This is a genomic window from Pedococcus bigeumensis (genome assembly GCF_006438965.1).
Classification (GTDB): domain Bacteria; phylum Actinomycetota; class Actinomycetes; order Actinomycetales; family Dermatophilaceae; genus Pedococcus; species Pedococcus bigeumensis_A.
Genome location: NZ_RCZM01000004.1, coordinates 174,741 through 188,104, shown reverse-complemented (window position 1 = coordinate 188,104; position 13,364 = coordinate 174,741). Strand labels below are relative to the sequence as shown.

General features: G+C 68.4%; 11 protein-coding genes. 9 read left to right on the top strand and 2 right to left on the bottom strand.

From position 1 onward, the window contains the following. The first annotated feature begins 109 nt into the window (after window positions 1–109). Window positions 110–1,537, top strand: coding sequence for a right-handed parallel beta-helix repeat-containing protein (locus tag EAH86_RS20555; RefSeq protein ID WP_140741174.1), 1,428 nt, complete (start codon window positions 110–112; stop codon window positions 1,535–1,537). An 83-nt stretch (window positions 1,538–1,620) separates the two neighbouring features. On the opposite strand, the gene EAH86_RS12425 is transcribed toward EAH86_RS20555, so the two are convergent. After that, entirely contained in the window at window positions 1,621–2,328 is a 708-nt protein-coding gene (locus EAH86_RS12425; protein WP_140741172.1) for an SAM-dependent methyltransferase, read from the bottom strand. Window positions 2,329–2,408: 80 nt separating this feature from the next. Next, window positions 2,409–3,566, bottom strand: a complete 1,158-nt coding sequence (locus EAH86_RS12420) for an NAD(P)-dependent malic enzyme (protein WP_140741170.1) — start codon at window positions 3,564–3,566, stop codon at window positions 2,409–2,411. Between the two features lie 241 nt (window positions 3,567–3,807). Here EAH86_RS12420 and EAH86_RS12415 point away from each other — a divergent pair, with 241 nt between their 5' ends. The 8 genes from EAH86_RS12415 (at window position 3,808) to EAH86_RS12380 (ending at window position 13,341) form a co-directional block, all read left to right on the top strand. Next, entirely contained in the window at window positions 3,808–5,022 is a 1,215-nt protein-coding gene (locus tag EAH86_RS12415; RefSeq protein WP_140741168.1) for an acyltransferase family protein, read from the top strand. 236 nt (window positions 5,023–5,258) lie between these two features. After that, window positions 5,259–6,176, top strand: a complete 918-nt coding sequence (locus tag EAH86_RS12410; protein ID WP_140741166.1) for an ABC transporter substrate-binding protein — start codon at window positions 5,259–5,261, stop codon at window positions 6,174–6,176. A gap of 4 nt (window positions 6,177–6,180) precedes the next feature. Next, entirely contained in the window at window positions 6,181–7,092 is a 912-nt protein-coding gene (locus tag EAH86_RS12405; RefSeq protein WP_140741164.1) for an amino acid ABC transporter permease, read from the top strand. Beyond that, on the top strand, window positions 7,092–7,982 hold the full coding sequence (locus tag EAH86_RS12400) for an amino acid ABC transporter ATP-binding protein (protein WP_140741162.1): 891 nt from the start codon (window positions 7,092–7,094) through the stop codon (window positions 7,980–7,982). Before EAH86_RS12405 ends, EAH86_RS12400 begins: the two co-directional genes overlap by 1 nt. A 155-nt stretch (window positions 7,983–8,137) precedes the next feature. Beyond that, window positions 8,138–8,512 carry a S24/S26 family peptidase gene (locus EAH86_RS12395; RefSeq protein ID WP_338325245.1) on the top strand — a complete coding sequence of 125 codons (375 nt, stop codon included), beginning with the start codon at window positions 8,138–8,140 and terminating at the stop codon, window positions 8,510–8,512. Window positions 8,513–8,683: 171 nt separating this feature from the next. Then, the gene (locus EAH86_RS12390; RefSeq protein WP_140741158.1) at window positions 8,684–10,756 is read left to right on the top strand and encodes a hypothetical protein; all 2,073 of its coding nucleotides are present in this window, start codon (window positions 8,684–8,686) and stop codon (window positions 10,754–10,756) included. A 132-nt stretch (window positions 10,757–10,888) separates the two neighbouring features. Then, window positions 10,889–11,287, top strand: a complete 399-nt coding sequence (gene sodN / locus EAH86_RS12385; protein WP_140741156.1) for a superoxide dismutase, Ni — start codon at window positions 10,889–10,891, stop codon at window positions 11,285–11,287. A gap of 485 nt (window positions 11,288–11,772) precedes the next feature. Next, window positions 11,773–13,341, top strand: a complete 1,569-nt coding sequence (locus EAH86_RS12380; protein WP_140741154.1) for a hypothetical protein — start codon at window positions 11,773–11,775, stop codon at window positions 13,339–13,341. Window positions 13,342–13,364: the final 23 nt, after the last annotated feature.

Below are 13,364 nucleotides of genomic sequence, written 5' to 3'. Positions count from 1 at the left end.
CCAGCATTTGGTATCGGATGCGGCACGGTAACTCCGGACACTGTAGTCGACCGCCATCGAGGGTCTGACGCCCGTCCTCGGCGCCTGCATCGCTGGTTATGGTGGGGCGGTGCCCAACTCGCGCAACGGTGTCGACGACCTCGGCCCCGGACGCAGGGGCGTGCGGCGCCGCGAGCTGCTGGCCGCAGTGGTCGCCTCCGCGTGGGCGGGCGCCTTCGCCTACCGGTACGTGGATCCGGGTGGGGAAGAGCCCAGGACGACCTCACCGACGGCACCTACGACCGCGACACCGGCCGGCGTCCCAGAGACGAGCAGCGTGAAGCTGGACGTCCGATCGTTCGGGGCAACGGGCGACGGCCGGACCGATGACACCGACGCCTTCCGCGCTGCCCTCGCGGCCGGTCTTCAGGTCCGTGTGCCCGCCGGCACCTATCGGGTCTCGCCGGGCCCCGAGGGTTCTGCCATCCCGATCACCCGCGCGTCCACTCGCCTGAGCCTTGAGGCAGGGGCCTCCATCCTGCTGGATCCGGGCGATCTGCCGGGTGCCTCGATCATCTCCGTGAGCGCCCCCGACGTGACGATCGAGGGCGGCACTCTCATCGGCGACCTCGCTGGGCCCCAGCTGCGCGACGGGGAGTGGGGTCACGGCATCGTCGTCAGCCGGGGCGGCGACCGCACGGTCCTGTCGAACGTTGCAGTGGTGCGCTGTTGGGGCGATGGCATCTACCTCGGCGGCGGCGTCCAGGACGTCGCCCTGCTCGAGTGCACGGCTGACGGGAACCGCCGCCAGGGACTGAGCATCGTGAGCGCAGTGCGACCCCTGGTCAGCGGTGGGCGGTACGTCAACACCGGCAAGTACGGCCGTGCCCTCCCTGGGGCGGGTATCGATGTCGAACCCAACCCGCTCAGGGGCGAGGCCGTGATCGACGCCACCATCAGGGACGTCGAGCTGTCCGGCAACACCGGTCCCGGACTGCTGGTGGTGGGGCTGGGTGGCCGTGCGGAGGTCGAGGTCGAGCGCAGCGTCATGGAGAAGAACGCCAGTCCGGGCGTGACGGTCCTGGGCCGCGGAGCGTCGCTCGCGATGAGCACATGCACGTCGCGCAGCAACCACACCGGCTACCTCGTGGAGGACACGGCGGGGCCGGTGCGGATCTCCGACTGCGTCGCGGAGCGGAATGCCGCTCAGGGGTACTTGCTCAAGGCGGCCGATACCGGTCTCATCGGCTGCACAGCGAGCGACAATGCCGGGTCCGGCGTCGAGGTGGCCGTGACCGCTCGCGCCACCTCACTCACCCGGTGCACGGTGGTGGGCAACTCAGTGAGCGGGACCCGCGTCGCCGAGGTCGAGGTCTGGGCACCCGCGACCCGGCTCGAGAAGCTCGTCGTCCGCGCCGGGTCGCCGGCGCGCGCGACGTTCGGCATCTCCCTGCGACCGTCCTCGGGTGGCACCCTGGTCATCGACACCGACCCGCCGGTCGGCTTCCCGCCCGGTCACGCGGTGAGCGACCTCCGCCCGGGCACAGCCAAGGGCTGAGTCGGGTCCCGCGACGGTGGCCGGTGAGAAGCCCCAGCACCCTGTCAGGGCATGCCACCGCGGGACTGCTGGAGTTGGGCCGCCTAGGCGGACTTCGTCGCGAGCAACCGCGGAAACGCGGTGTGCGGTGTGGCCACGCGGCGGACCGCGTCCTCGCCGAAAGCACCACGCAGCTCGGCCTCTGCGTCGGTGCCGGTGCGGACATCGACCACGACGACCCCGCCGGGGCGGAGCACGGCATGGACCTGGTCCAGGTAGGTCGACAACGGGTAGTGGAAGCCCCAGCTCATGATCGAGATGACCGCGTCCACGGGACGCTCGGCGGGGAAGGGCTGCCGGGCGATGTCAACCGTTTCGAGACGGGCCGGCGCGACGCCGTTCGCGGTGATGAACTCCACCGTCTGGGCAAGCGAGTTGTAGGCCGATGCCTCAGCCTCGAACCCGTAGTGCGGCCGATCGTCGAACTCGTCCTTGTCGAGCAGCACGAACGACAGCCCGGGCACAGCGCGGGCCAGTGCGAGGTCAGGACCACCCAGACCGCACCCGATGTCCATCACGACGCCGGTCTCGGGCAGCACCTGGGCAAGGCTTTCCGCCTCGCGCCGACACTCCTCGGCATACCGACCGGCGAGGTCGACCCGCCTCCGGGTGGAGGTGCGCGCCGCGACCCTCGCGTCATACCAACGCGTCAGCCCCGCCCGCTTCACCAACCCGACGAGGGTGCTCTGGTATCCGGTGCGCTGCAGCAGGAGGGCGTGCGCCTGGGACTGGGACAACTCGAACTCGGTCACGCCGACACCCTAGGCGGACATGGTGGCCGCGGCGCGACGAACGCACCCGCGGTCAACCGATGTCGCGTGGTCTGCATCCGTCAACTCAGTCGGGACACCGCGGCGGCGACCGCATCCGCGACACCGTCGGCGAACACGCTGGGCACGATCTCCTCCGGTGTCGGCTCGGGCACCAGTCCGGCGATGGCCGTGGCCGCGGCGAGCTTCATCGCCTCGGTGATCTGCGGCGCTCCCGAGTCCAGCGCACCGCGGAAGAGCCCGGGAAACGCCAGCACGTTGTTGATCTGGTTCGGGAAGTCCGAACGCCCGGTGGCAACGACCGCGGCATACCTCGAAGCCACGTCTGGGTGCACCTCGGGATCAGGGTTGGCGAGCGCGAAGATGATCGACGATGGTGCCATCCGCGCGATCTCGGCCTCGGGCACCTGACCGCCGGACACCCCGACGAAGACGTCCGCATCCACGAGGGCGTCGCCGAGCGAACCCGAGAGGCCGCGAGGGTTCGTCGTCGCGGCGAGGCGCCGCTTGTGGTCGACGAGGTCGGGGCGGGCCGGGGACACGATTCCCCGCGAGTCGCACACGACGATGTCGGCGACGCCGGCACGCGCCAGCAGCTTGGTCACCGCGACGCCGGCGGCACCGGCTCCAGAGACGACCACACGCAGTGACTCCAGGGTGCGACCGACCACCTTCGCGGCATTCAGCAGACCGGCCAGCACGACGATCGCGGTGCCGTGCTGGTCGTCGTGGAACACCGGGATGTCGAGCCGCTCCTGCAGCTGTCGCTCGATCTCGAAGCACCGGGGTGCCGAGATGTCCTCCAGGTTGATGCCGCCGTAGGTCGGCGCGATCCGCACGATCGCCTCGACGAGCTGGTCGACCGAACCTGTCTGCATGCACACCGGCACCGCGTCGACCCCGCCGAAGTGCTTGAACAGCACCGCTTTGCCCTCCATGACCGGCATTGCGGCGAGTGGACCGATGTCGCCGAGCCCGAGCACGGCAGTGCCGTCCGTGATGACGGCGACGGTGTTGCCGCGCGCCGTGTAGCGCGCGGCGAGCGACGGATCGGCGGCGATCGCCCGGGAGACGTCAGCCACGCCGGGTGTGTAGAGCAACGCCAGGTCGACACGGTCCCTGAGGGGTTGCGTGGCGTGTACCCCGAGCTTGCCGCCCTCGTGCGCCCGGAAGACCGGGTCGGACGGGTCGAACAACGACATCGACGGGTTCGCAGACATGGACGATTCACCTCAAGGGAGAGACAGAAAATGCGTGGGGCACACCGCGCACGGATCGATCCGCGCGGTCCAACGACAGCCGGGTGTGGCCTCTCAAACGCAGCACGCGGGGGTTACCCGCGGGTACAGCGTGGCACACGGGCGCGCCTAAAGCCACGGTCGTGACGCGAGTGTGACCCGCGTCGCGTCCGCCTCGAGCATCGGACGGAGGTCGGCCGGCCTTCTGCGACCATGGAATCCCATGCCTCGCACCGACCCGACGACTCCGCCCCCCGGCACCACCGGGTCGGCCCCCGTCAGTCGGCTCCGTGCCCTCGATGGCCTCCGCGGAGTCGCGGCCGTCGTGGTCCTCCTGCACCACGCCTTCCTCACCGTCCCTGTGCTGGCCCGGCCCTACTACGTCACCGAGGCCGCGGATCGCGACTCACCCCTTGTCTGGGCGCTCATCCACACGCCGCTGCACCTGGCCTGGGCCGGGACCGAGGCGGTCTACATCTTCTTCGTGCTCAGCGGGCTGGTGCTCGCCCTCCCCGTCCTCCGATCGGCGTCGTTCTCCTGGCTCGAGTACTTCCCCCGGAGGGCGGCCCGGCTGTACCTCCCGGTGGCCGCCGCGGTGCTGTGGGGGCTGCTCCTGGTATGGCTGGTGCCGCGCGACAACACGGCCTCCCGCGGCCTGTGGATGCGAGCCCGACCGAACCTGCCGTCGTGGTCGGGCGTGGGACACGACCTCACCCTGCTGGGTGGCGAGTCGCACCTCATCAGCCCCTTCTGGTCGCTGCAGTGGGAGCTCTGGTTCAGCCTGCTCCTGCCGCTCTATGTGCTCGGCGTGGTCCTGGTGCGTCGCCTCCCGTTGTGGGTGCCGGTCGCTGGGCTGGTGGCCATGGTCACCGCGGGCGTTTTCTTCAACAGCAAGGCGTTGGTCCACCTGCCGATGTTTGCCATCGGCGCGGTCATCGCGAGCCGTCTGCCCGAGCTGACCCAGCGTGCCGCTTCCATCCGTCCTCGCGGATGGGCCGTGGCCGGGGTCGGCGCCACTGTCCTCGTCACCGCGCACTGGTGGCTGCTGGCGCTGACCACGAACATCACCGTCCTCCGCTTCGGCACACCGCTCGCCCTGCTCGGAGCCACCGGCTACGTCCTCACGGTCGCGCTGTGTCCTCAGGTGCAGCGGTGGCTCGAGACCACTCCGATCCAGTGGCTGGGAATGATCTCCTTCAGCCTCTACCTCGTCCACGAGCCGATCGTCGTCGCGCTCGCCTTCCTCCTGGGGCCCGGCTCGGGTCCGCTGCTGGTGGCCCTGGCCGTCCCGATCTCGCTGCTGGCCGGCTGGCTCTTCTACCGGGTCATCGAGCTGCCGGCGCACCATGCCTCGCGACGCTTCGGCCGCTGGGTCGCCCAGAACCTGCGCAGCGCGTCGACCTTCCACCGCCCCACCCAGCCGGATGCGGTGCCCTGAGCACCGACCCTTGAGCACCCTCGCCTGAGCCCCTCGCAGGACACGCCTCGCAGCAGGTGGCTCGACCGCGATGACGCTGGGTGGGGCGAGTCGCCTCGACTGTCTCGGTTTCGAGACGGATTCGGAATCTGGGATCTACCGCAACCCCGGTCCCATGCTGGCAGGATGCGGATAACCCGTGGTGGACCCGTCAATGTGTCCCAAACACACGGCATACGTGGAAGGAACCTCACCGCATGACGCACCGCCTTCGCCCCACCACCCTCCTGATCGCGGGGCTGGCCACCGCTGGACTTGCACTGTCCGCCTGCGGCTCCGACTCGCTGACGAAGACCACGAGCAGCGGCAGCTCCTCCTCTTCGACCAGCGCCGCCGTGGACCAGGCCCTCGTGGCCAAGCTGCCGGCCAAGATCAAGAGCGCAGGCAAGATCGTCGTCGGCACCGACGCCACCTACCAGCCCAACGAGTACCTCGACACCGACGGCAAGACCGTGATCGGCATGGACGTCGACCTCTTCGACGCCGTCATGGCCAAGTTCGGCGTCAAGACCGAGTGGCAGCCCACGGGCTTCGACTCCATCATCCTCGGGGTCAGCAGCGGCAAGTACGACGTCGGTGTGTCCTCCTTCAGCGTCAACGCGGACCGGATGAAGGAAGTGACCATGGTCTCCTACTTCAAGGCCGGCACCCAGTGGGTCGTGCAGAAGGGCAACCCGAAGAAGGTCGACTCGGAGAACGCGTGCGGGCTCAAGGTCGCGGTCCAGAAGGGCACCGTCCAGGTCGACGACCTCACCGCGCGCAGCGCCAAGTGCACCGGCGCGGGCAAACCGGCGATCACCCAGCTGGTCGACCCGGATCAGGCCAAGGTCACCGCGATGATCCAGTCCGGCAAGGCTGACGCCATGGCGGTCGACCTCCCGCCGGCCATCGCGGCGGTGCAGCTGACCAATGGTTCGGTCGAGCTCCTCGGTCAGCAGTACGACTCGGCCCCTTACGGCTTCGTGCTCCCCAAGGACCAGACGGATTTCGGCCAGGCCATCGTCGACGCGCTCAAGTCGATGGAGCAGGACGGGAGCTACAAGAAGATCCTCGACAAGTGGAAGGCCGAGGGCGGCTCGATCAGTGACTTCGCGGTGAACCCGTCGGTCGGCTGACGTCATGACCCCCCAGGCAGAGGACCGGCCGGGCCTGATCAACGCCCGGCCGGTCCGGCACCCCGGACGATGGGTGGCCGTCGTGGTCATCGCCGTCCTGGTGGCGATGATGATCAGCTCGTTCGTCACGAACGACAAGTGGAACTGGAGCTACACGTTCCAGATCATGGTCCAGAAGCCCGTCATCCAGGGCGTCTACGTGGGGACGATCCTCGGCACCGTCATCGCCATGGCGGTGGGCATCGTGCTCGGGATCATCCTGGCCATCATGCGGATGTCGAACAACTTCGTGCTGCGCGGGGTCTCCTTCGCCTACACGGCGTTCTTCCGGTCGATCCCCCGCTACGTCCTGCTGTCCCTGTTCGCCGTCGGCATCGGCTACCTGTACAACACCTTCCAGATCGGCGTGCCCTTCACGTCCATCCACTTCTTCACCCTCGACTACCAGGCCTACTCGAGCACCGTGTGGATCGGGGGCCTGGCCCTCGGCCTGTCCGAGGCCGCCTACATGGCTGAGATCGCCCGCGCCGGCATCCTGTCGGTGGACAAGGGCCAGGCGGAGGCCGCCCAGGCGATCGGGATGTCGCCGGGCAAGACCATGCGGCGGATCGTCCTGCCGCAGGCGATGCGGGTCATCGTCCCGCCGACCGGCAACGAGACGATCGCCATGGTCAAGGACACCTCGCTGTTCATCGCGGCGCAGATCACCCTGGAGCTCTACTACCAGGCAACCCTGTTCGGCTCGCGGACCTTCCAGGTCATGTCCGGCCTGATGGCGGCGACCCTGTGGTACCTCATCCTCTGCTCGGTCCTCATGGTCGGCCAGAGCTACCTCGAGAAGTACTTCGGGCGAGGTTTCGGCGCGCCCAGTGCCAAGGCCCAGCAGAAGCTCCAACAAGTTGCGGCGGACCACTGATGAGCACGACACAGCACTCCGGCGAACCGCTCGTCCACGCCGTCAACGTGACCAAGTCGTTCCACGGCAACCAGGTGCTCAAGGGCATCGACATGGACGTCCACCCCGGCGAGGTGGTCTGCCTGCTCGGGCCTTCCGGCTCGGGCAAGACGACGTTCCTGCGCTGCATCAACCAGCTCGAGTCGATCGATGGCGGGCGCATCTGGGTCGACGGTGACCTGATGGGCTATGCGGACCGAGGGGGCACCCTGCACCACCTCACCGACAAGCAGATCGCCGCCCAGCGACGCGAGATCGGCATGGTGTTCCAGCGGTTCAACCTGTTCCCGCACAAGACCGCCCTCGAGAACATCATGGAAGCCCCGATCCAGGTCAAGGGCGAGAAGAAGGCGGCCGTGCGGGAGCGCGCCCTTGCCCTCCTCGAGCAGGTCGGCCTCAAGGACAAGCCAAGCGCCTACCCCGCCCAGCTGTCCGGTGGTCAGCAGCAGCGGGTCGCCATCGCTCGGGCACTCGCGATGGAGCCCAAGCTGATGCTCTTCGACGAGCCCACCTCGGCGCTCGACCCCGAGCTCGTGGGCGAGGTCCTCAAGGTGATGCGCCAGCTCGCCAAGGACGGCATGACGATGATCGTCGTGACCCACGAGATGAGCTTCGCCCGCGAGGTCGCCGACCGGGTCGTCTTCATGGACGGCGGCGTCGTCGTGGAACAGGGTCCGCCGAACGAGGTCATCTCCAACCCGCAGCACGCGCGGACGAAGTCCTTCCTCAGCCGCATGCGCCAGGAAGAGCAGGAGCACGTCGAGCACCTCCTGGAGGCCGCGCAGCGCAAGGAGCCGGATCTTCTCGCGGATGTCGAAGGCGGCCAGACCGCGGCGGGCCCGCGCGACTGATGGCGGACCCGTTCGGCTGCCGGCTGTCGTGGACGCCAGGACGTGCGGCGGGGACCTGGACCTGAGATGGGGCTGAGACGTGGCGCTGAGACCCGGATGCGCAGGAAGCCCCGGGTGGGCATGATGGCCCCAGGACACGACGAGTCGGAGGCTGCGTGACGGTGATCGGTGTGGTGCGAGTGCGAGGGCGCTCCATGGAGCCGACCCTGCACACCGGAGACCGACTCCTCGTCCTGCGAGGGGCCCCACCACGCGTTGGCCGCCTCGCGATCGTGCGTCTCCCCGACGACTCCGACGGGGTCCGGCGCCCTCTCGCCATCAAGCGCGTGACGATGCGTGACCCGGCCGACCCCACCCGCTACTGGGTAGAGAGCGACAACCAGACCGCCCCCGGCGTCACCGACTCCTGGACCCACGGCATCGGGTCCCTCGCCCGCGAACAGATCCGTGCGCTCGTCCTCTTCCGCCTGCCTGCAAGCTACCCCGGGCGCCGCCTCGCCCGTCGGGTGCTCCGCCGCTTCACCCGCTGACCCGACCCAGCACCTGCTGGCGGTGCGTGGGAAGGCCGCTCACGCGGCATACCTAGCAGCTTGTGCAATTGCACGGATAAGTGCCGTGCGCGGCCGTACCATGTCCTCTGGTAGGCGGCGCTGCCCTTCGCGCGCCCACCCGGCCTCACACCGTCCAGGGGGATCACGAAGATGAGTCGACTCGGTGTTGCCGTGATGACTGCGGCGGCGCTCGTCCTGTGCCTTGGCGCCGCGGCGACCACACCCGCCGCCGCCGCCGCCGCGGCTGTGGGTGCGCCATACAACGCCTTCACGGTCAACCAGACGACAAGTGTCCCCGTCGTGCTGGACTCGACGACCACGACGTCGATGGAGGCGGGCAACTCGTGGGGAGACGACCTGCGCCTCACGGCCACGCTCGCCGACGGGACCCGCATGGCCGTCTCGGCCCTCCCTCCCGTTGGGCAGCGCTTCACCCCGGGCACGTACGCCGTGGGCAACGGCATCGACAGCACCCACGCCGCAGCATCGGTCGACGGCCCTACCTACACCTGCAGCACCACAGGAGGAGTCCTGACGGTGCTGGAGGTCGGGCGATCCGACGAGGGCCGAATCACCTCCTTCGCGGGGGACTTCGACCAGAGCTGCGACTACGGGGTCGGGCGCCAGTCGGGCCAGATCCGGTGGAACAGTGCAGTCGGATACGCCGGCTTCCGGGGCGCGCGGGCGCAGTTCCCGGCGCAGCCCATCCTGGAGGGGCCGGGCACGCCCATCACGCTCAGCGTGACGGCCCTGGGTACACACCCCCTGTCTCCCACGAGCGCCCACATCAGTGGGGACTCGCTCGGGTCCTTCGCCATCAAGGTCGACACCTGCGCCGGACGCACCCTCCAGACGGGCGACAGCTGCACCATCTCGGTCGCCATGACACCCATGGCCTTCGGGCCGATCAGCGCCAGCCTCGAGCTCAGCACGGCTGACGGCGTGACCACGTACCTGCCACTGGACGGCACCGGGGAGGCTTCCTCCAGGGGGACCCTCCACCCGGTCGAGGCCCAGCGAGTCCTGGACACCCGTCGCGGCACGGGAGGGCGCCTCGGCCCGCTGGGAGCAGGCCAGACGATGACCCTCGCCGTGGGCGGAGTCGGCGGTATCCCCCCGACCAACGTGGCGGGGGTGGTGCTCAACATGACGGTCACGCAACCCAGCGCCAGCGGCTATCTCACCGTCTACCCCGCAGACCGGCCCCGCGCGGTGGTGTCGAGCCTGAACTTCCAACCAGGAAAGACCGTGGCCAACCTCGTGACCGTTCCCGTGTCGGCGGACGGAAAGGTGAAGATCACCAACTCCTCCGGGTCGACCCACGTCATCGCAGACCTCCTCGGCTTCTACACCAGCTCCAGCGCCCTCGCAGCGTCGGTCGGGACGGGCAGCCAGTACCAGACCCTCACCCCCCGGCGGATCTTCGACAGCAGACAGTTCCAGCCCCTGCACCCGCAGGAGGTGCTGCGAATCGACGTGGACTGGTTCCACCCCGAGCTCAACGCAGCCGTCACGGGGATCGTGGTCAACCTCACAGCCACCAGCCCCGACGCGCCTGGGTACCTGACGGTGTGGGATGGGGCGGGCAGGGTGCCCGCGACCTCCACCCTGAACTTCGCGTCGCGCGAAACCGTGGCCAACCTCGCCGTCGTCCGCCTCTCCAGGGGGGCGAACGGCGTGCCGATGATCGGCATCGCCAACTCCTCTGGCGCGTATGTGCACGTCCTGGTGGACCTGGTCGGCGTCTACGAGCAGTCCGGGGGCACTGGCCTGCGCTATCGAGGGGTGTCACCGCGGCGCATCGTGGACACGCGCAGTGGCCTCGGCGGGGTGAGCCCGGCCCTTCCATCCCAGGGCACCCGGAGCTTCACGGCGCCGGCCACGACAATGACACAGGACACCGTGGCACTCATAGGCAACCTCACTGCGGCGAAGCCGACGGCGTCCACCTACCTCACGGCTTGGTCGACCGGCACTTCGCGACCAGACGTCAGCACGCTCAACGCGGGTGCCGGGACGATCGTTGCGAACGCTGTGATGGCGCCGCTGGGCAGCGACGCCCGCTTCAACCTGTACAACAACCGGGGCAGCACACCGACCTTGGTCGACGTCATGGGAACGATGGAGTTCTACCCACCTCGTTCGGCAGGGAGCACCGCGGCCTCGCAGCAGCTCCACACCTACGACTGGACTCCGTGGTTGGTGACACCCCGACGCCTGTAGCCGCGCCGCGAACTGCGCAGCCGGCATACCTGCCCGTATAACGGTCACCCACCGGGGGTGTCGTGCGACCCACTGACCTGCGGGGTAGGGTCGAAGACGCACGAGAATTTCCACCTCGCAGAAGGGATTCGCATGCTCTCCCGCATTTTCCGCACCACTGAGGTCAGCGCCCACTGCGACCTGCCCTGTGGTGTCTACGACCCCGCCCAGGCGCGCATCGAGGCCGAGTCGATCAAGGCGATCATCGCCAAGGTCGCCGACAACGACGACCCCGACTTCCGCACCCGTGCGGTCCTCATCAAGGAGCAGCGCTCCGAGCTGGTCAAGCACCACCTGTGGGTGCTGTGGACCGACTACTTCAAGGCTCCGCACTTCGAGAAGTACCCCCAGCTGCACACCCTCTTCAACGAGGCCACCAAGCTGGCCGGGGCTTCCGGCACCAAGGGCGAGTTCGACGCCGGCAAGGCCGACGAGCTGCTCGCCAAGATCGCCGAGATCGACACCATCTTCAAGGAGACCAAGGCCGCCTGAGCCGAAGTCCCCAGGTCAACGCCCGTCCCGCACTCGCGGGGCGGGCGTCGTCTGTTGCCCTGCTGTGCAAACTCTTTCGGGCGTAGACTGGGCGGTTGTTTGGCGGCCCGAGCGTGGCCCCTGACTGCTTTGCCCGATGCGCACCATCCGTCCAGAGTCGGGCCGCGCTGCGTGGGGGCTGTGAACGGGCGATACGACGCCGATGGCCGCACCTCTTGGCGTCTGCACCCGATTCCGGATCCACGACACCCCGGATCCGCGAAGGGGGCGGTGGGGGCCCGCAGGTCATGGCGGGTCCAGTTCGGCTTGATCCAGGTTGTCACTCGGCACCAAAGGTGAAGCCTGTGAAACGACCTACTCTGCTCGCCATCGGGACGGCGAGTCTTCTCTGCTTGGCCCCCATGTCGCCCGTGGTGGCATCACCACATCTGCAGCTGCCGGCGTCAGCGTCAGCGTCAGCCTCCTCCTCGGCCAGCGCGTCCTCGGTGTACCACGAGCCCCTCTGTCAGAGTCGCTCCTCCCTGTGTGCGGACGTCGCCGACAACCCTTCCGATGAGTACGTCGGTCACGACGAGCCGTCGGTCTTGTTCAAGTCCGGCGTGGCGGGATCTGGCAACGACATCACGTACACCGTCACCCTCCCCCGGGACCCGAAGTCCCAGCCCACAGCCTCAGGAGCGACCGGCTCCACCTGGAACTTCCAGCTGCGGCCGACGTTCTGGTTCGGCCTGACGCTGTGCGACACCGAGTCAGCCCCGGAGTACACCAAGACCTGCCTGGCGGACTCCGACAGCAACGACCTCGTGGGCACCAACCCCGCCGCCCCTGACTACATCGGCAAGCACCCCGGCAACGCCTACATGGAGCTGCAGTTCTACGGCCCTGGCTACGTGCCACAGTTCGAGGGTTTCGGGTGCACCGCAACGCAGTACTGCGCCGCCATGACCATCGACAGCCTCAACCAGGACCAGAACACCGGCGTGGCCAACACGGCTGCCTGCGACAACTACCTCCTCGGTGGCATAGAGCCCATCAACTGGGCCTACATCACCCGTGACGGTCGCCCCCAGGCGCCAGCCAACCCGCTGTTCACCGGCACCTTCGACAACCCGAATCTCACTGCCGTGACACCGGATCCGGCCAAGGACCTCTTCATGAACCCCGGCGACCGGATCCGGATCCACATGCATGACACCAGCGCTGGGCTGCGCATCGACCTCGCCGACCTCACCACCGGTCACGACGGCTCGATGACCGCGTCAGTGGCCAACGGCTTCGGCCACATCCTGTACACACCGACCTCGACCACCTGCCAGGCGGAGCCGTACGCCTTCCACCCGGAGTACTCCACGGGCAACCCGCGGGGCAACACCTGGTCGGCGCACACCTACAACGTGGCGATGTCCGATGAGATCGGCCACTTCGAGAACTGCCTGACCATCGGCGCCGACTTCAACTGCACCCAGCCGGGCAGCCAGGATGCCAACGGGTTGGACGAGGACGACGACAACAACTTCTGCGTCCCGGCCGAGGACTCCCTCCTGGTCAAGATCAACGGCTGCTTCTCCGGCGACGAGGACTTCGACGGGCAGTCCTACCGCAAGGACTGGCCCGGCACGTTCGCCAACGTCGCGCTCGACCGCGCCCTGCACCCATCACCGGCCCGGTTCAGCAGCCCGTTGGCCAACGGGTCGACGAACTACTCCAAGGTCGCCTTCGAGACCGACCTGCCGCGTATCGAGGCCGCAGACTCACAGGACAACCCGCCGTTCTGCAACCGCACGACGGGCGCGGACTGTGTGAACCCGCCACACGGGGCACAGTTCTACCCGATCTTCACGACCGCCAACGTCCGGGGGTCATGTCTGTGGCAGGAGGGCGGACGGTTCATCCCCGGCACGACGAGGACCTTCGGAGGCACCTCGACCACCGAGTACGGACCGCTGCTGAAGACGGTCTACCCGACAGTCGGCTTCACCACGGTCACCCGCTACAACAACTTCAACAGCGGGGACCTCAGCAACCCCTGCCGGGCAGTGCGCTCAGGTCGCTGACCCACTCGGACCCACCACGGGGC

Coding starts and splice junctions, on each gene's coding strand:
- EAH86_RS12405 (WP_140741164.1), top strand. CDS start 6,181: ATGACCCCCCAGGCAGAGGACCGGCCGGGCCTGATCAACGCCCGGCCG.
- EAH86_RS12390 (WP_140741158.1), top strand. CDS start 8,684: ATGAGTCGACTCGGTGTTGCCGTGATGACTGCGGCGGCGCTCGTCCTG.
- sodN (WP_140741156.1), top strand. CDS start 10,889: ATGCTCTCCCGCATTTTCCGCACCACTGAGGTCAGCGCCCACTGCGAC.
- EAH86_RS12410 (WP_140741166.1), top strand. CDS start 5,259: ATGACGCACCGCCTTCGCCCCACCACCCTCCTGATCGCGGGGCTGGCC.
- EAH86_RS12420 (WP_140741170.1), bottom strand. CDS start 3,566: ATGTCTGCGAACCCGTCGATGTCGTTGTTCGACCCGTCCGACCCGGTC.
- EAH86_RS12415 (WP_140741168.1), top strand. CDS start 3,808: ATGCCTCGCACCGACCCGACGACTCCGCCCCCCGGCACCACCGGGTCG.
- EAH86_RS12400 (WP_140741162.1), top strand. CDS start 7,092: ATGAGCACGACACAGCACTCCGGCGAACCGCTCGTCCACGCCGTCAAC.